Genomic DNA, 19,831 nt, shown 5'->3' with positions numbered 1-19,831 from the left:
TTTAAACTCCATAAATCACAAGCTTATAAAAAGCGTAAAATAAAGAAAAGGCTGTCCTGAAAAATCAGGAACAGCCTTTCGTTTATTTTTTCATATTACGTGCATTAAGCATTTTCAACAGCGGCTGGTAATCGGAACCGACCAGCCCGATTTTCTCGACCAATATCTCAATGAGCACGAGGATACCGGCTACAAGAATCAACGCTCCCCATAATGTCGCAAAGGAGAAGATTATCGCAGCGAGTCCAAAGCATGCTGCTAATGCATAAATGAGTATAACCGTCTGCTTATGAGTGAAACCTAAGTTCAATAAGCAATGATGTAAATGCGATTTGTCAGCGGCCGAAATCGGTTGCTTATTGACAAGCCGGCGAATGATTGCAAAGAATGTATCCGAAATGGGAACCCCCAAGATGATGATCGGGACAATCAAGGAAATCATCGTTACGTTTTTGAATCCAAGCAAGGAAAGTACCGCAATGATGTACCCCAGGAACAGGGCACCTGTATCCCCCATAAAAATCTTTGCCGGGTGAAAATTGTATTTCAAGAACCCGAGGGTGCTACCAATGACAATCAAGGCAATCGTCGCAACAAATAAATCTCCTTTGATAAGGGCCATCGTCGCGATGGTCACCAAAGCGATCGTCGAGACCCCACCTGCAAGTCCGTCTAGGCCATCAATCAAATTGATGGCATTGATGATGCCGACAATCCATAAAATCGTGATGGGAATACTGAAGATCCCAAACTCAAGCTTATCCGTGAAAAATGGAAGATTAATAAATTCCACTTCAAGCCCGCCCCATAACACGATGATGAGAGCAGCTAAAATCTGGCCTAAAAACTTAGGCGCAGCCCTTAATTCATATATATCATCCGCAATACCAATCAAAATGATGACAAGGGCGCCGACCAACAGTGGCAACTGCCCTAAAAAATCATCCGTGAAAACCAGTACAGTAATTAAAAAACTCAAGAATATCGCCAAACCACCCATGCGTGGCATAATTTTTACATGAACTTTCCGCTCATTCGGTTTATCGGTTGCTCCAAGTTTAAAGGCGAGTTTCCCGACAAATGGAGTCAAAAGAAGAGATAAAAAGAATGCTACAAATAAGGCCCCTATTAACATCAAGAACCACCTCTATTCAACTTAAAATCTAATACCCTAATAATCTATAAAACAAACTATATATGTCATTACTTAATTTTTATTCATCCTCAAATAAATATTATATATGTTTTCAGCTAAAATCTCTATAGGAAAGTTGTTTTTTGCAAATTTTTGTAAGTTAATTCCTATCTTTGTCAACTTTCCGTCTTTTTTCAGGTTGATGGCCTCGCGGATGCTTTCCGTGATTTCCTGGACATTGCCCACCTGGGTAATCCAACCATGTTCTCTATCGGGTATGAGTTCCTTCACCCCTCCGACATCACTCGTAAGGGCTGGCAATCCAGCCCTCGCCCCTTCCAATAAAACAAGCGGAAAACTCTCGCTTATCGAAGTCAGCAAGGTCATATCTGCCAAAGGATAGAGCCTTTCCATATCATCACGGTACCCTAAAAAGAACACATGGTCAGATAATCCCTTATCCAAAACCACCTGTTCTAATGCACGCCTTCTTCTGCCATCTCCAACAATCAACAGCCTTATATGAGGAAAATCCGAAACCATGTCAGCTACTGCTTCCAAGGCGAATTCATGCCCTTTCACCGGTTCAAGCCTGGCTGTCATGATCATGACGAAATCATCCGCTTCCAAACCTAATTCCGCTCTTTGATAAGGTTCGTCTATCTTCTGTTCAAAATTTATGCCATTCATGATTTTCGTGATTCTGGTGGGTGATATTCCCTGACCAGTCAATTCATCTTTAAATTCATTGGAAATCGCCAATAGATGATCCGCTTGCTTTAATGACAATAGATGCAAGCTTGTATAGAGCTTCCCTTTTAGCCCCATCCCTAAAAAATCATAAGCAGGGGAGCTGTGTACAGTAAGGACCCACGGACATTTTACCAGCCGCTTTAAAAGCACCCCGTAAATATTAGCCCGTGGTCCATGTGTATGAATGATGTCTATATGATGTAGACGGATAAAATTCCGTAAAGGTTTCAATATGGTCAAATCAAATTTGGATCGTTGCCTGAAAATTTCGGTTTGAATGCCAGAAGCCACTGCCTGACGATACAATTCCCCTTCTTCAAACACGCCAAGCAGGCACTCTTCTTTATTTAGTTGATTCAGCAAGGACAGAATATGGAACATACCACCGCCGGTTTCATTTCCAGCGTTTAGGTGCAAGATTTTCATCCAGTCCACTCCTTATTGTTTAGGAACGCTGTACCTTTCTCCTTATCCGCCTGACCTTCCATACGAATTGTGGCAACACCAGCATCCGCTTCCATCGGGAAGGCTCCTGAATCAGCCGGTACATCCATTCAAGACGCATTTTTTGCCACACAACGGGAGCCCGGTTCACCTTCCCTGCGAGAACATCGAAGCTTCCGCCGACTCCCATGAAAAGCCCTTTCTTAAACAAGGGATAGTGGAGCGATGTCCACTTTTCCTGCCGTGGAAAGCCTAAGGCCGTCAAAACGATGTCCGGTTCAAGATCCGCTATCGATTTCGCCAAGGTTTCATCCTCAATATCAATATAACCGTGATGATGGCCGACCAGGTTTAGTCCAGGATACTGCTGTTGGACTTTGGCGGCCGCTTTTTCAATCACGGATTCCTCCGCCCCCAATAAATACACTTTAAGTGCTTGTTCATTGGCAATGGAGAAAAGTTCATTCATCAAGTCGAACCCTGTAATTCGCTCCTGTAGTGGCTGATCCAGCCATTTGGACGCCATAATGATACCTATGCCATCCGGGGTAATGTAATCCGCGTTCGTAATGATGTCCTTATAATCCTGATGTTCATTTGCATACTCCACAATTTCGGGATTTGCCGTTACGACAAACGTTTTTTCTTGATTTCTCATTCTTGGATAAAGCATCTGATTTATAAATTCATCCATATTCGTATCTATAAAGGGAATCGTTAAGATTTCCACAAACTTCTCGCTCATATTTTTTCAGCCTTTCATATGTACTATATATTTAGAGGGTCAGGAATTATTCAAGGTTTTTCTCATACACATCTTATAACGGAACCTTCATGCAAAGGTGGTTTATCGTCATTGAAGCTTCTTGAAAAATATTCACTGCCCATTCTGATCGCGTGCCTACTCTTCCCATTAGCCATGCCTAATCCGATTGTCGGCTACGCCGCAACCGCAACGATGGTCGTTTTTGCATTCATCCATAAAAAACATCTGCTATTCATTCTATTCATGTACTTCCCTGCCCGACCCTTATTCATGGAACTAAATAACGGATTAACCTATACCGGTGACCTTATCATCCTCATTTTGTTTTTGTCTATGCTGATTGAAAAAGTGAAGAATAAAGAGTGGTCCACCGCAAACTATCATTTTACGGTTCCATTTTTGTTGTTCTGCTTAGTCGGGGTGATCGCCGCGTTCATGACCGGTGTGAGTCTCATTCCGATTCTATTTGAACTACGGGCATTGCTCGTGACCTTCTTGCTCCTCTACATTATCGGTGAACTACATCTAGAAAGAAAGGATATCTTACTCTTTTTAAAGGGGATGCTCCTATTTGCGGTCGCACTTTCCATTCACGGTTTAATCGAGAAAGGTTTCTCGCGCACGATTCTCATTCCTGACAGTTGGGGCGCATGGGATCTCCCTCCTATAAACAACATGAGAATTTATGGAGCAGCCGCCAATCCCAATGTATTTGCCTTATTTTTAGGCATTCAGTTCTTTTTTAGTTTCTTTCTCTTCCAAGCTGCCAAAAAACATAAAGTCTGGATCTTTCTTTCGTCCGCCTTGATATTCGGGACTTTTTTATTCACCTATTCCAGGGGTACGATGATTGCATTCGGGTTGGCCTCTCTCCTGTACATCATCCTGACAAAAAACAAACCGCTTTTTCTATATGGGTTGGGTTCATTCCTTTGTGGCCTGCTTCTCATTTACTTTCCCATTTCATTCACATCAAGCAATGATGATCTGTCCGCTTCCGTTCCTGTCGACACGATGATAGGGAGCCTACCTCCCGAAGGTGATCAGGCCCTCTCCAAGCGGTTTTCAGAGATTTATTCTGATGAGAGCTTAAGCCAGAGTACAGAGTGGGGTCGGTTATATGTGGTGATCAAAGGAATGGAGATTTTCATGGACCATCCTGTAATCGGTACAGGGCTTGCGACTTTCGGAGATTCCGCCACCCTTTCTTTTTCATCGCCGATTTATCAGGAATACGGAATTGGCGAAAACATGTATACAGATAACCAATACATCCAGGTTCTGGTCCAGACCGGCCTGCTCGGCTTGGCGGCCGTTTTCGGATTTGTTTTTTTAACCTATCGCACACTACTTCACAGCAGCAACCGGTCGGCGGCCACCTTCACCATCTGCCTATTGCTGGCAGCGCTTATAGCCGGACTTTTTTACAATATCCTTGAAGATAAGACATTTACGCTCTTCTTTTATAGTTGTTTAGGCTTTTGTTTACAAAAGGACATCTTTTCAAAGGGTTGAACCTATGCCTGCACTTTCACATGTTGTTAAATCGGTAGGAATCGTCACCATCATCGGTGCCATTGGAAAAGTCCTGGGCTTTGGGCGGGAATCCATCATCGCTGCGTACTTCGGTGCATCATCGACGGCCGACATCTTCTTTGTCGCAAGCCTTATTCCGACCATACTATTTACCGCACTCGGCAGTGGCCTTCAAGCGGGTGTCATCCCCATCTATTTGGAGAAAAAAGAGAGAAACCCAAGAAAAGCCGATGAGTTCATCAGTGTTTTGGGCTCCTTTTTCGTGATGGTTGCCATCATCCTGACCCTCCTCTGCCTTCTCTTCACAAAGCCGCTCGTCTGGATGGTAGCCCCAGGGTTCACGGGTTCTGCACTCGAATTAACGGAAGTATTGACTAGGATCATGCTGCCAAGTTTACTGTTTTTCACACTTGCCTACATGGCAACAGGAATCCTGCAAGCCAATCAGCGTTTCCTGCTTCCCGCCTTCACGTCAACGGCTCACAATACGGTGATCATTGTAGCCACGGTCTTATTCGCAGCACCCTTTGGTGTGAAAGGATTGGCCTGGGGATTTTCAATCGGGGCCGCCAGTCAATTCTTGATTCAATTCCCGGCATTAAAAAAGGACCATTTTCACTTGGTGTTTTCTTTCAAATCACATAAACGGGAAATCATTGAGGCATTGTCGATGTTTTACCCGATCATCATCGCGGCATTGGCACTCCAGCTGAATAGTGTCGTCGACCGGATCATCGCGACCTCACTTGAGTCAGGAAGCGTGTCGGCCCTTAACTATGCAAACCGGCTGCTTTGGCTGCCACTGAGCATTGTCCTTACACCCATCATTACCGTACTTTATCCTTCCATCGTCGGTCGTGCCCTTGAAAGTTATCGTGCTTTTCTCACTCTTACCTTAAAAGGGCTGAAGGCACTTGCCTTTTTATCAGTCCCCTTTATGATCGTCATGTTGGTCAGTGGGAAAAGCTTGATCGCACTTGCCTTTCAACGTGGTGCCTTTGATGCGTCCGCAACAGACACCACCTATGCCGCTTTCTTCTTTTATGCGGCAGCCCTTCCCTTTTTTGCAGCGAGGGATTATTTGATGAATGCCTTTTACGCCTTGAAAAAAACGAAAATGGCGATGTATTCCTGCTTGAGTGCCGTTTTACTGAATATCCTGCTCAGCTGGGTGCTATCGCGTTTTCTCGGTGTCGGAGGAATCGCCCTTGCAACAGGCCTTTCGATGCTCCTCCAATGTATCTTCCTGTTCAGCTTGCTACACGTGAACACGACAAAAGCGGATGCATCCTTATTCACTGACATTCTTCAAGAGATGGGCAAGCTTTTGGTCATGGGTAGCATCCTCTATGGAATCGCTTCATGGCTTCATCCATATAGTATAGAGTTTCCGATTTTCCTTGAATTGAGTATGATCAACGCTCTCGTATTCGGAGGTTATCTCCTTCTATCCTTCCTTTTTAAAAGCAGCAGCCTGCACATTTTAAGAAACATCCGTTCAAGAAATTAAAGAATTCCATTGAAAAGAAAGGATCATCGTATGAACATTTTGATGACAACGATATTTTCCTATCCCCACGAGGGAGGCCTGTCCAGTCACATCACGACGTTGAAAAGCGGCTTAGAATCGATGGGACATACGGTGGATATTTTATCCTTCTCGCACTTGCCGCCATTCAGGAAAACGCTTCTTGCAAAAGCCCCTGGCTTTCTATTGAATTCAATGAAAAAAGGAAGCGGACAGTTGTTTAACGACCGGCAACGGATGAAATTATTGACTGCAACCATTAAAAAATCAACGAAAAGGTACGACATCATCCATGCCCAGGATATCTTTGCGACCCTTGCTTCCATTGAAGCCGGAATCCCGACGATTCAAACGGTGCATGGATATTATTCATTTGAGGCAATTAGCAGGGGCGCCATTTTCGAGAACAGCGAGGAGGACTTACTGCTTCAAGAGTATGAAAGAAAAGCCTATCGTTCGGCGGCAAAAGTCGTGACGGTCGACCGGCGCATCAACGAATACATCGGCCATGCTGCACATGTCGAGGCCACCACCATTAAAAACTTCATTGATGTCACTGCATTCAAACCCAAAACCACCAACCGGGAAGAAACGCAAAAACGATTCCTAATTCCTTCACATAAAAGGATGCTTCTCGTCCCAAGGCGGATGACGGAAAAAAACGGTGTCATCTACCCCCTTCTTGCTCTTCCAGAAGTGCTGAAAAAGAATCCTGATACGGTGTTAGTCTATGCCGGGACAGGGGAGCAACAAAGCAAGCTTGAAGAAACGGCAACAAAGCTTTGTCTACAAGAGTCCGTGCTCTTCCTCGGTTCTGTTCCCTATGAGAATATGAATAACGTGTATGGCGCTTCTGATATCGTCCTTATCCCGAGTGTCCATTCACACGGAGTGGAAGAAGCCACCTCCATTTCAGCCTTAGAAGCGATGGGCTCCGGGTCACCCGTCATTGCCAGCAGGATCGGCGGACTTAAAGAAATCATCACAGATGGGGAAGACGGACTGCTAGTGGAGGAAAAGAATCCCGTGGAACTCGCTCAAGCCATTTCAAAGTTGCTTAATGATCCCTCCCAAGGCGAGAGGCTTGCCATAAAAGCCAGAGAAAAAATCGAGCTGGAATACTCTCACCTGGCAGCCGCCAAGCATTTTATGGACGTGTATCAAGAAGTGATCGACGCAAAAACAGGCAGACCCAAGTTTTGAGTCTGCCTGTTTTTTATACCGTTGCTTTACTGCGTTTCTCCATTTGTTCTTCGCGATATTTTTTTTGTTCCTTTTTGGACATCGCCTTATATTCCTTCAAGAACGTTTCATATTGTGGCATGACTTCTTTCATCGTGCCATATGCTTTAACTTCCCCATATTCGAGCCACAATGCCTTCGAACAGAACTTCTTCATCTGACCGATTGAATGGCTGACGAAGAACATCGTTTTGCCTTTTTCCTTGAATTCATTCATCTTCTCTAAACACTTTTCAGCGAAGTTTTTATCGCCGACCGATAAAGCCTCGTCAATGATCAGGATATCCGGGTCGATATGCACCGAAATGGAGAATCCAAGTCGTGACTTCATCCCACTTGAATAGGATTTTACCGGTTGATTGATGAATTTGCCCAGTTCCGAAAACTCGATGATTTCAGGCTCCAGCTCACGGATTTGCTTTTTATCGAAACCGAGCATCAGCATTTTCAATTCGATGTTTTCTCTCCCGGTCAATTGATTGTTAAGACCGGATGAAACGGCGATCAATGCCGTCTTACCATTGGTCACGACGTTTCCATCCGTTGCCGGTACGATTCCGGCAATGATATTCGATAACGTGGATTTCCCTGAGCCATTGACCCCGACAAATCCGATGACGTCACCTTTTTCCGCTTCAAAGCTAACGTTTCTCAGCGCATAATACTCTTCCCCATAGCTTTTGGGCAAAAGGAGGTCGAGAAGCTTTTCCGAGTTTTTATTATATAATTTATATTTCTTCGTTACGTTTTTGACAATTACCGATTTTTCCAATATCTCACTTCCAGTTTACTTAAAGTCAACAAAGCGATCTCTAAATCTAACATGCAGCGAGGAACCTATCAAAAAGAAGACGAGTACGACTGCCCAGAAATAAAGTGTGTATTCCCAATGACCGATGAAGTACCATGATTCCCCCAACAACGAAGCGCGATACCCTTCCACTATATAGTATAGGGGATTCAGCTTCATAATACTGACGATCGTCGGATGCTGGGTCGCATTTAGTATCCAAAGGATGGGTGTTAAATAAAACAAGATTTTCATCAATGACTGGATCATATTGTGTACGTCACGGATGACAGTCGATAACGTCGACGTGATCAATCCGAACGAAAACAGCAACGCTACCGTTGCAACGATGTAATATGGCAGTTGAACGATGTAAAACGTCGGGACATATCCCGTGAAAACTAAAAGGATGATGATGACTGCTAGTAACATAAAGTGCTGATACAACTTCGCAAAAATGACATAAGAAGGAATGACACTCATGGGAAAGTTCATCTTGGACACCATATTCAATCTCGAATAGATCGATTTGGACGCCTGGGTCGTGGCTGGGTTCACGAAGAACCAGACGACAATCCCCGCCATCAGCCATGGTAAGAATGGATGGCCATCTACATCTTTACGATTGAAGATCCCGAAACCGAACACGAACCAATAAATCGCAATCTGAATCATCGGATTGATGATTTCCCAGAGGATCCCCAGGTAATTATTGCTGTTGGCGCTTTTCATTTCATAGGCTGACAAGCGTCTAACCAAATAAAAATTATTGATTTGTTCTTTTAAAACGGTCAAAGCTGAACTCATATATTACACAGACCTTCCTAAAAACACTTTTTCTACGATACGGCGTGAAGCCTGACCATCCTCGAGTGCACAAAACTTCTCATGGAACTGATCCAACTCTACGGGCTTCTCCAATTCCATCGCCTTGATGCTTTCAATGACAGCATCCGACGACCTTACTAACGGACCTGGTGCGGTCCCTTCAAAATCGAAATAAAACCCGCGAAGCTTGTCCCTGTATTTTTCAATATCATATACATAGAACAACATCGGTCGCTGTAAATTTGCGTAATCAAAGAAAACCGATGAATAATCCGTTATTAATAAATCTGAAATGAGATACAAATGGCTAATATCCTCATAACTCGATGCATCGTAAGCAAAGCCTTGATAAGCCGACAAATCCAAGTTCTCGGAAATCAAATAATGAAGACGGAGTAAAATGACATACTCATCCCCTAATTCCTGTCTCATTTGATCCAAATCCAGCTTTATTTCAAACTTATATTTTCCTTTGCTATAAAACTCATCGTCTCTCCAAGTGGGGGCATATAAAATGACCTTTTTCTCCACCGGTACCCCTATTTTCTGTTTCAATGAGTCGATTGTAACACGATTATTCCCATTATACAGTAAATCATTGCGTGGATAACCGGTTTCCAGAATTTTAGAGGGGTCGACATTAAAAGCGCGCGCAAAAATCTCGCTGGAATAGGCATTCGGAGAAATCAGATAATCCCATTTGCTTGATTCAGCATGGAAATTCTCTTTATAGCTCTCCGTCGTCGTCCCAGGCATATGGACTTCCTTCATATCTGACGCAAGTTTCTTCAATGGTGTACCATGCCAGGTTTGCAAATATACGGTGTGCTTTGGCTTTGGAATCCATAGCGGCATCCTACTATTCGTCACCCAATAATGGGCACGCGTCATCTTAAGCAACCACCCTACCGAAAATCGTTTGAGGTGTGGAATGCCCGCCTCTTCAAACAGCGCCGTATACCTTTTGTCGACACTCCAATACATTTTATATTCAGGATGGTTACTCTGCAAGTATTCATATATCGCACGTGGATTACAACTGTATTGTTTTCCTAAAAAGCTTTCAAAAACAACAAGCTTTTGATTGACGGGCAACACTTTCCCTGCCATGCTGAATGCCATTTTATATGCTCTAAAAAAGATGGCTTTCAAACTTTTTTTCAATATGGATAGCAAGGAAGGTTTATTCGGCGTTTTCGGTTTTTCAATTGACATATCTTTTCTCCCTGTTTATTGAGTAGTAGTAGTGGTGGTGATTGAATGCTTTAACCCAGAGAATAGAACCTACTTCTTTAAAATATTCAAAACTAAAAATAAGCTCGCCCATATCAGGGAGAGCTTATTTCCGTGTACACGTAACAGCTACTCCAAAGACTTTATTGCTAGTCCTAAATTATTTGCCACTGTTGTATAAAACTCCACATTTTTATTATTATAGATCATCTTATTTTTCAGGATCCTTTTAATATTCACCAATTGATAATCATTATAGCGAATGAATACTGCAAATAATGACTTTTCCATTCGATCAATTTTATCTAAAGAAACAGTGAAATGACCTCTATTATCTTCTATTTGGACTTCACAATTGATTTCATTGTCAATTCTTTTTCTATCACGTATCAATACAGAGTCTATGTTATCTAGATCATCACCATAGATCTCAAAACTCTGATGATAGACATTATCCATAACAAAGGAATCTATTGCACGAGCTAGCATCGGTATCCTTACGTAGCGATAATCATCTTTCAGAAATGGAAGTTCATAATAAGGTAAACCATCTATAATATGATATTTTTTATTGGAATCTCGTTTTAACCATTCAAATAACTTTACGAAATCATCAATACGATCCTCCATAAATAAATCAATGGCACATTTATAAATAGGTTCTTTAAATTCATTCTTAAAGTCATATGACAGAGTTTTCGTTGTTTCGACAGCTTCCCTTAATATTTCTATAAAATCATTTTTATGCTTAGATTTCACAAAAGTTTGACTATCGAACGTTTTAACAATATCGTACTCATAAATCCGGTTAAGAGCCGCCTTTTTCAATTCATTGGCAATATCCTTGGATTGAATATATCTTATTACCTCTAGATCCGCTTTTCTTTTATCTAACACATTCGTAGCACGTGTTAAGGACGATGGGTTCTCAGAAGTTCTATTGACATAATAAATAGGTTTTTTAGTAGTTGATACTGCTCTCACTTTAAAGAAAACATCCGTAAAAAACCATTTATCTTCACCAAATTTCAAATTAGGAAAACCAATTTCATTTTCTTTAACCATAGGCAGTTTCATCATTCTAGCCGTTGGACCCATATGATAAAAAAAGTGTGAAACATCCATTGGGGTAATACTTCTTCTTTCTTTAATGGAAGCAAACTCACCTATAACACTCTCTGACTTAGATTCGACTTTTACCGTTTTCCCCACTACATAATCATCGCCTGTTTCTTCGAGGATGTTATAGAGGGTTTCCAATCCATCATGAGCAAGCCAGTCATCCGCGTCTAAAAAAGTTATATATTTGGATGTCCCCAATTCTATTCCAATGTTTCTGGGGGTACCAGGTGACCCATTATTTTCTTGTAGGGTAACTGAACAGATATTTTTATACTTAGCTGTATACTCTTGAATGATTTTATTAGTCCCATCTGTCGAACAATCATCAATAATGATATATTCGATCTGATCTATACCTATGGATTGATTTACTACTGAATCAATCGTTTTTCTTATGAATTTTTCGGCATTATAAGCAGCAGTAACTACAGTAACTTTTCTAACTTTTCCTAAAAATTTATTTCTTAAGCTTGAAGGATTATTTTTTATAAGAAAATTACCGCTCTTTAGAAGTTCCCTCGCTTTTTGACGCACCAAAAAATTCATTCGATACACTCCTTTTAAGTCTAAAGTACATATTTCAATAAAACAGCTTTTGTACTATATACCCTTTTAAGGAATCAATTATCAAAGAATTTATCAACGATTCTTTTCGCTGCCTGTCCATCTTCTATTCCACAATACTTTTCTCTAAATAAACTATATCTTGTTTCATATTGCCTATTGATTTCATCAATATTGGTAATGGATTCAATAATATCCTCAGTCGTTTTAAGGAATGGCCCTGGTGCTTCACCTTCAAAGTCGATATAGAATCCACGGATATTATCTCTGTAATCTTCAAGATCATAGGTGTAATACAAAATTGGACGAGCCGTATTAGCAAAGTCAAACATGACTGATGAATAGTCAGTTATCAATATATCACTAATTAGGTAAAGTTCCTGTATGTCTGAATACTTGGACACATTTATAACAAAATCTTCATACCCTTCTGGAATTTTGAGCTTGTTACTAATCACTACGTGCATTCTTAGTAATAGAACATATTCATCTCCAAGTGCTTCTTTCATTTTCTCTAAATCTAAATTTAAATCAAATGTAAATTTATTATTTTTTGAGGTTTGATTATCCCGGAAAGTAGGAGCATACAGGATAACCTTTTTCCCTTTCGGTAACTTCAATCTATCTGTTACAACATTAGCAATCGTTGAAACGTCTTCTCTATAAAACAGATCATTCCTCGGGTAGCCAGTTTCTAATATTTCTCCTTCATAACGGAATGCACTCCTGAAGGCATTAGAGGCATACGAGCTTGGTGACACTAAGTAATCCCATGTCTTTGTTGCACTGTGCACTCGATTTAAATATCCATCATCTCTACCTTGAATATTTTCAATGTCGAATTGCATTTTTTTCAAAGGTGTACCGTGCCATGTCTGTATATAAGTAGTTTCTTTCCTTTTACTTAAATACGTAGGGAAGTTTTGATTATTTACCCAATAGCCTGCTTTCGCTAAGTAATAATAATATTCCGGACTTAAACGTTTTATCCGTATAGTATTCTTATCCTTCACAGGTAAATTACTGTTGTAAACCCAAACCTTTTTATAGTTATTATCCCTTTTCACTAGTTCTTCAAAAATGTACTTAGGACTATCGGAATATTGCTTCCCGATTCCACTTTCAAAAAGAATAAGATTTTGATCAACTGGAATGACTTTAGACATGATTTTATATACTTTCTTCATAACAGGGAAGTAATATTTACTCTTTCTAAAACGATTCATTAAGAGCTTGATAACCGGATGATTGTAAATTTTCACTGCCGTCTTTTCATCTTTGCCTACATTTTGAATGACTTCAAAGATTCTCTCACTAGCATGAACATCACGATATTTAATAAAGCGATTGGCTCTGTCAATGTACTTATTCTCCATTGTAAAATCATTTTTGGCATACTTATCAAGTATAGCAAGCAGTTCATCCAATTCATTACTGATTTCACCCGGAAGATCGTTATCTAAATCCAAATGCGATGGTCTTCTCCCGATGAAACGATCTCTATCAAATTGATAGTAAATCACTGGCTTATGCAGGAAGCTAAAGTCGAAGGCCACACTAGAATAATCCGTTATCATAATCGAGCTTTCCTTAATCAACCTTTGAACGTCCACTTCTCCCTGACTAATCACCCTTACTGGAGCATCTTTAAAATAAGAAGTGAATTTCTGCATATTGGGGTGCAAGCAAAATATGATTTCAAAGCCGAAATTCTTAGAAAGAGCATGTAAAAACGGATGATTTACTAATTCCTGATAACGCTCAAAATACTCGCTTTCCAAAAAGATTTCATCGGATGTAATCCAATCTCTCCAAGTTGGAATAATCAACAGTTGTCGTTTTACTGAAACATCATTATTAAAAAGGGAATCAAACCTAGATAAACCCGTAGCAAACACTTCTTTTTCATTGTAGCCAAAATCTGTAACAATCATATTCTTTTCAAAATCTGAACTCACTAGAAAAATATCCGTTTTGAAACCAGATGTTGAGTTCTTCCCGTAATTAGCCACCATATTTTTTGTGCCCATTACACCATGTTGAAGAAAGACTTTAATCGACTTAACCCGCTTTTTAAAGGTAGACGTTCTTAGAGGGTATAAATAATCTGGATGATGTGAAGAAATAACACGTGTCGATTCCAATGTCTTTTTAATATGTTCCTTGGATTTGAAGTAGAGTACATTTCCAAGTGGCTCTACGTTCTTAGCTTCAACAGAGCCTTCTTCAATCACATAATAAACTGCTTTATCCGGATGATTCTCTCTCATATATTTAAAGAAATGATATCCTGTATCCTGTGCTTTATAAATTCTTTCACCAATCAGCCAGACATCTTTCTTCTTTTTAAATACATTCAGGAATCTTCTCCATCCCATTTTCCTTCTTAGATATTCATACGTATCTTTCGGGAAGTTAAACACTTCTAAAGACAGATTGGAAGCTTTAAACGTATAGTACGGATTGATAATCGCAACGGTACGATTTCTACTAACGTTGGTCTGTTTAGTAAATAATTTAGCTCGAGTCGTTGGTCTCCCAATACGGACCAGCTTCGGTTCTTCCTGATCATGTAACTGCAGCCTCATATAAATATCATATACATCATCTTCTAAGGATTCACTTACTATTTGTTCCAGATCTAATTTAATATTATATATATAGCGATTCAGACCAAACTTCTTTATATTCATTTCTTGGTTATATATAAAAGAAATATCTGCCTTATACTCTTGATCGCTTTGTCGTCCTTTGATTACACCTTCTCCAGATAAAATTTTTGAATGTCTAGTGAAGATTTGACCATCGATAAGCATCATTTTTGGTTTATTGATTATTTTTTCAATTTGAGATTTTATCGAAGTATTAGGTGTGACATTCATATAAAGAGACAAATTCCCTTTTTTAGTTATAGAGAATATACATTGTCTATCTTTATCGTTATAAAAATCTAATTGACCAATGTTCGTCTCCTGGAAACGGCCAAGTCGAATAAGATATTCAATATTTAAATGCCCATCAACTTCTACACAGTCGGCCCCATGCTGCACTTTGAATAATGTCTTTTCTCCAATCAGTTCAACAGGAACGGTGACCTTTATATAACAGTCATAAACAGCTGGTTCATCCTCTTGTATACTTTGGATTAAATGTTTCAGGTTCAATTCAAAGTTAAAGTCAGATGAAATAACAGTTTCAGCTATTTTTACTTTTTTTTCTTCATCTTCTCTAGAAAAAAGCCAAAGTTCTTTTGCACAATAATATTCTTTAGAGAACTTCCCTTTGATCAATACAAAATCTTTATCTTGAGTAATGGTCAGACTTTGTTTTAATTTAATTTTAGGAGATTTTCTTGCTTTCCCTATTCTAAAAAGCTTGTTTATCATGGCGAACCACCTATAATTTATTATTTAAAAAGAACTATTTTAAAATATATACTTTAAAATCATAAACTTTTTTCATATTTTTCTCAATGTTGATGATAATAAGGTCCAATTAGCCAGGCGGATCCTCATTTAAGATATGTCTTTTGCCTTCTAAGTAATTAACTCTATGCAGAAGAGTACATTATATAATGTAAATCACTAAGACAGACATTTAAAGTAATTACTCAATAAAATTTGTACATACTAAAGTAGAAATCAGAAAGTATCACCAAAACACGTACTATATAATAATCCACCGAAAGGACATTGTTTTCAAATTAAAAAGACCCGCTGTCAAAACAGCGGGGTCATTCACGTTCCACATCCATGGTCACTTTCTCCGTTTGCACAAATGCCTCTACGACACGTTTAGTTGATTGTCCACATTCAAGATAACAAAACTTCTCATAAAATTCTTCAAATCGTTCACTTACCTTAAATTGCCTACTTTGAATATCTTTCACACCGGCAATAAGCTCTTCTGTCGTTTTTGTCAGAAGGCCCGGTGCCTTTTCTTCAAAATCAAAATAAAATCCCCTTAAGTTATCACGGTAATCTTCAAGATCATATGTAAAGAAGATTATCGGTCTTCTTAGGTTTGCATAATCAAAGAATACAGATGAATAATCAGTTATAAGGATATCCGATATTACATACAATTCTCGAATATCTTCTAAGTGGGAAAAGTCATACGCAAAGCCTTCAAATTCAGTAAGGTCCATATTTTGGCTCACTAAATAATGCATACGCATAATAGTAATATAGGAGTCGCCCAGCTCTTCACGCATTCGCATTAAATCCAACTCTAGATTGAATCTGTATTTCCCTTTCCTGTAAAACTGATTATCTCTCCACGTAGGGGCATACAAAATAATTTTTTTATCAAGTGGCAGATTGAATTTCCTTTTAAGATCATTTATTGTTTCTTCGTTATTAGAGTTCTTCAGGAAGTCATTACGCGGATAACCTGATTCAATCACGTCCTTATTAAATTGAAACGCCCGTTGGAAAATTTCCGTTGAATAGGTATTTGGTGACACTAAGTAATCCCATTTACCTGCCTCTTTTAAGAAGTTCGCTTTATATTTACTGGTATTTGTTCCAGGCATATGTACTGCGTCCATGTCCATAGCTAGGCGTTTAAGTGGCGTACCGTGCCATGTTTGCACGTAAATCGTGTGCTTTGGCTTTGGAAGCCATATCGGAAACCGAACGTTATTCACCCAATATTTCGCCCTCGTCATAATTAGAAGCCAACGTATTGAAAATCGTCTAACATACTCGACGTCTTTTTGAGCAAAATAGTTCATAGAAGCACGGTTCACACTCCAAATCAGCTTATAATCCAGACAATGTTCCTTCATATATTCGTAAATAGCCCTTGGACTATCACTATATTGCTTTCCGTGGTAACTCTCGAATACCACCAGCTTCTTATTGGTTGGCACCAACATCCCGATAACTGTGAAAGCAGCTTTATACCAGCTTATAAGCCGCTTGCTTCTACGAATTTTCACCCATCTCTTTTTAATCCCTTGAACAACCTCAGCTTTGAGGTTATAACGGGAAACGGAAAGAGATAAGTACTCTGAGACTTTTGTCGATTTAATTCGCAGCTGTACCTTTTTGTCCTTCACCTTTAAAATATATCTAACAGGAAGACCTTGAACCGAATTGCATTTCATTCTTAAACTCAACAGCTGTTTCTGAACACCATTGATTTTATAATCAAGCACCATGTAAAACGAAAAGTGCTTAACTTGTTCTAACTCTAATTCCTCCAGGAGATTAACTTCACCTTGAAAACCTATATTTTCGGGTAATTTACTTCCGATATACTTTTTGCCCTGTTCAGCGCGATTTACGCTTTTTAAAGGAACCATCCTTTCATTTTCCGTTAAATTATCCTTAACGAGCAGCGTCATCTGACCAAACTCATAACCGTTTATTTGAAATAATGGTGGATAATTAAAATAACCAGAAAATTGAATAGTTCCATCCTTTTTTACATGTAATTCATCGAACATAGAAAATAGTTTATAATCACTCGCACAAAAAGAAAAATTCCCCTTTTTAGTAGTATAAGGATAAACCACTTTTTCTAGGTCTTCTTGTACAATGGAATACAGATTTAACTCGTGCCCTTTGCTTTTAATTCTAGACTTAACCTCGTTATTATCTAATATCCTTAAAATATGAAGGTCCCATATTTCGCCTTCAACGAGCTTCTCTATATCTGAACTGAATGGCACCATTATTTCAAACAAATCAAAGTCATTCAGTTGATCCTTTTTCACAAAATCCAAGTACATACGATTATCTTCATTATATCTATTCGTTATAACAAAAAAGAAATCTTCCACACCTTCCAAGTACGTCTGCTTAATGACCACTTCAATGCAATAAACATCTTTATCTAAGCGCACACTAATTATCTTTCTATTTTTTAGTAAACTATTCTGCATCCGTAATCTTTTCTCCTCCCGAACTAATATAAAGAATATTGCGACTATTATAAAAACACGAAGTTCAACGAAGCAGTCCCCGTAATTCTTCCACTTAAGAAATACTTAAAATCCACTTTTCAAGTAATACCATCATAACTTAGAAATAGAAATTTTTGAATTACGTCAGAAAAAAATGTAAAATTATATCCAAGTTGATTAGATATGTTATATCTTCAACAAGATTGTAAAAATTTTGTGGTTCAATTGTAAATTTAATAAGGTATAATTAGGTGTACTGCTTACTATCTAAAAAGTTTAAGAATAGTGCTTTACTATTGATTCCTTACTATTTGACCATTCAGATTTCTGCTAAATATATAAATTCACAAGTACAGGAGGAGAAAATCATGAAAAAAGTTATAACTTACGGAACCTTTGATTTACTTCATTGGGGACATATTAATCTACTTAAACGCGCTAAAGATTTAGGAGATTATTTAATCGTTGCTATTTCCACGGATGAATTTAACGCATTAAAAGATAAAAAGTCCTACCATAGCTTTGAAAACAGGAAAATGATTCTTGAATCCATACGATACGTAGATGAAGTCATTCCGGAAAATACTTGGGAACAAAAAAGAGAAGATATCATTCGTGAAGGTGTAGATGTTTTTGTCATGGGCGATGATTGGAAAGGCAAATTCGATGAATTAGCTGAAGTTTGTGAAGTCGTATACCTGCCAAGAACCATTGGAATATCCACTTCACAAATCAAAGATGACCTTTTAAAAGTTACAAATGGCTAGGGAAATTGCGATCGAGATTTATTTATTAGGCTTCAAAGTTCTTTTCTCACTTTTCAAGCTATTCCCATTAAGAAATAAAACAACTTTCGTCACTACATTCGGAGATAACTGCCAGTACATTAAAGATGAAATGGACAAGCAAAACATTTCTTCCCAAAAAGTGATTCTAACGAAGGCAGGCAGCCATATACAAGTAAAGGACGATGGGACAACCATCGTCCTTCCGTTTGAGACCAAGAATATCATTGCCTTAATCCGATCCATTTATCACCTGGCCACATCCAAATGGATCATTATGGATAACTATTTTGGTTTTCTCTCGACGGTAACATTCAAAAAGCCCGTAAGCCTTGTGCAAGTCTGGCATGCGGCTGGTGCCGTCAAGAAATTCGGCGCCATGGACCCTTCGATTGTCGATCGTTCATCCAGGGCCAGAAAACGATTTTTAAGCGTCTATCAACAATTCGATTATGTCACGACCGGTTCAGATAAAATGGCCGGGATTTATCAGGAAAGTTTTCAGTTGCCGGATTCCCATATACTCAGAACAGGAATTCCGCGTACCGACTTCTTTTTTAATGAAAGTGCAAAGCAGGATGCAAGACGGGCACTGTTGACCAAATATCCCGAACTTGAGAATAAGAAAATCATCTTGTATGCTCCCACTTTTCGGAATGCCGACTTAAACTCGGGAAAAGTAGCGCTCGATTTAGATTTGCTCTACAGAGAACTACAAAATGAGAACTATGCGGTACTACTCAAGCTTCATCCAGCTGTAACAGCTGAACATGATGTCATGCATCAGTTTCCTGGATTCGTGTATCCCGTTACCGGCGATTTTCACGTGAACGAGCTTCTTGTAAGCACAGACCTTCTCATAACGGACTACTCATCGATTCCATTTGAGTTTTCCATTTTACAAAAGCCCATGATCTTCTTTGCCTATGACTTGCAAGAATACGAAGAAGAGCGTGGGTTCTGGGAAGACTACAAATCTTCGATGCCAGGGCCCATCGTCACAACAACAGAAGAACTTCTCGAGAAAATTCGTACAGCTGATTACCAGTTAGAAAAAGTCGAACCCTTCAAGCAAAAATGGAATCAGTATTCAAACGGGGATTCGAGCAAAAATCTGGTCGACTTCCTTTTTCCTAAAAAATAGACTATTTCAACCACCCCAAATACAAGGGTGGTTTTTTATGTAAATTCATA

At 39.3% G+C, this 19,831-nt stretch carries 13 protein-coding genes and 1 pseudogene; 5 read left to right on the top strand and 9 right to left on the bottom strand.

Going from position 1 to position 19,831, the window contains the following annotated elements; all coding sequences use genetic code 11:
* Positions 1-82 precede the first annotated feature (82 nt).
* The 3 genes from ACQKL6_RS01130 to ACQKL6_RS01120 all read right to left on the bottom strand — a co-directional run bounded on the left by ACQKL6_RS01130 (position 83) and on the right by ACQKL6_RS01120 (position 3,077).
* Positions 83-1,135 carry a glycosyltransferase family 4 protein gene (locus ACQKL6_RS01130; protein ID WP_427591464.1) on the bottom strand — a complete coding sequence of 351 codons (1,053 nt, stop codon included), beginning with the start codon at positions 1,133-1,135 and terminating at the stop codon, positions 83-85.
* Between the two features lie 72 nt (positions 1,136-1,207).
* On the bottom strand, positions 1,208-2,314 hold the full coding sequence (locus ACQKL6_RS01125; RefSeq protein WP_427650322.1) for a glycosyltransferase family 4 protein: 1,107 nt from the start codon (positions 2,312-2,314) through the stop codon (positions 1,208-1,210).
* Between the two features lie 19 nt (positions 2,315-2,333).
* Complete coding sequence (locus ACQKL6_RS01120) at positions 2,334-3,077, bottom strand: WecB/TagA/CpsF family glycosyltransferase (RefSeq protein ID WP_402992086.1); 744 nt, start codon at positions 3,075-3,077, stop codon at positions 2,334-2,336.
* Between the two features lie 111 nt (positions 3,078-3,188).
* Here ACQKL6_RS01120 and ACQKL6_RS01115 point away from each other — a divergent pair, with 111 nt between their 5' ends.
* Genes ACQKL6_RS01115 through ACQKL6_RS01105 form a run of 3 tightly spaced genes read left to right on the top strand, consistent with a single transcriptional unit; the run spans position 3,189 to position 7,365 of the window.
* Entirely contained in the window at positions 3,189-4,613 is a 1,425-nt protein-coding gene (locus ACQKL6_RS01115) for an O-antigen ligase family protein (protein WP_427650320.1), read from the top strand.
* A gap of 4 nt (positions 4,614-4,617) precedes the next feature.
* The gene (gene murJ / locus ACQKL6_RS01110) at positions 4,618-6,144 is read left to right on the top strand and encodes a murein biosynthesis integral membrane protein MurJ (RefSeq protein WP_427650318.1); all 1,527 of its coding nucleotides are present in this window, start codon (positions 4,618-4,620) and stop codon (positions 6,142-6,144) included.
* 42 nt (positions 6,145-6,186) lie between these two features.
* A complete protein-coding gene (locus tag ACQKL6_RS01105) occupies positions 6,187-7,365 on the top strand; it encodes a glycosyltransferase family 4 protein (RefSeq protein ID WP_427650316.1) in 1,179 nt (392 codons plus the stop codon).
* Positions 7,366-7,378: 13 nt separating this feature from the next.
* Here ACQKL6_RS01105 and tagH read toward each other — a convergent pair whose 3' ends face one another.
* The 6 genes and pseudogenes from tagH to ACQKL6_RS01075 form a co-directional block, all read right to left on the bottom strand.
* Positions 7,379-8,176 (bottom strand): teichoic acids export ABC transporter ATP-binding subunit TagH, encoded by a 798-nt coding sequence (gene tagH / locus ACQKL6_RS01100; RefSeq protein ID WP_402870547.1) that lies wholly within the window; start codon positions 8,174-8,176, stop codon positions 7,379-7,381.
* A gap of 15 nt (positions 8,177-8,191) precedes the next feature.
* Entirely contained in the window at positions 8,192-9,001 is an 810-nt protein-coding gene (locus tag ACQKL6_RS01095; RefSeq protein ID WP_427591471.1) for an ABC transporter permease, read from the bottom strand.
* Positions 9,002-9,004: 3 nt separating this feature from the next.
* A pseudogene (locus tag ACQKL6_RS01090) lies at positions 9,005-10,207 on the bottom strand (CDP-glycerol glycerophosphotransferase family protein); the annotation flags it as partial.
* Positions 10,208-10,384: 177 nt separating this feature from the next.
* Entirely contained in the window at positions 10,385-11,923 is a 1,539-nt protein-coding gene (locus tag ACQKL6_RS01085) for a glycosyltransferase family 2 protein (protein ID WP_427650314.1), read from the bottom strand.
* Between the two features lie 74 nt (positions 11,924-11,997).
* Positions 11,998-15,327 (bottom strand): CDP-glycerol glycerophosphotransferase family protein, encoded by a 3,330-nt coding sequence (locus tag ACQKL6_RS01080; protein ID WP_427650312.1) that lies wholly within the window; start codon positions 15,325-15,327, stop codon positions 11,998-12,000.
* 347 nt (positions 15,328-15,674) lie between these two features.
* On the bottom strand, positions 15,675-17,831 hold the full coding sequence (locus ACQKL6_RS01075; RefSeq protein WP_427650310.1) for a CDP-glycerol glycerophosphotransferase family protein: 2,157 nt from the start codon (positions 17,829-17,831) through the stop codon (positions 15,675-15,677).
* A gap of 389 nt (positions 17,832-18,220) precedes the next feature.
* On the opposite strand from ACQKL6_RS01075, the gene tagD reads away from it, so the two are divergent.
* Both tagD and ACQKL6_RS01065 read left to right on the top strand, forming a co-directional pair.
* Positions 18,221-18,619: a glycerol-3-phosphate cytidylyltransferase gene (tagD, locus tag ACQKL6_RS01070; protein WP_402954698.1), complete on the top strand. Its 399-nt coding sequence runs from the start codon at positions 18,221-18,223 to the stop codon at positions 18,617-18,619.
* The gene (locus ACQKL6_RS01065) at positions 18,612-19,781 is read left to right on the top strand and encodes a CDP-glycerol glycerophosphotransferase family protein (protein ID WP_402954701.1); all 1,170 of its coding nucleotides are present in this window, start codon (positions 18,612-18,614) and stop codon (positions 19,779-19,781) included. Before tagD ends, ACQKL6_RS01065 begins: the two co-directional genes overlap by 8 nt.
* The last annotated feature ends 50 nt before the right edge of the window (positions 19,782-19,831 follow it).

This window comes from Peribacillus sp. NPDC097197 (genome assembly GCF_050278025.1).
GTDB lineage: Bacteria > Bacillota > Bacilli > Bacillales > DSM-1321 > Peribacillus.
Note: the sequence above shows the minus strand (reverse complement) of the source record. Positions and strands in the feature narration are given on the sequence as shown.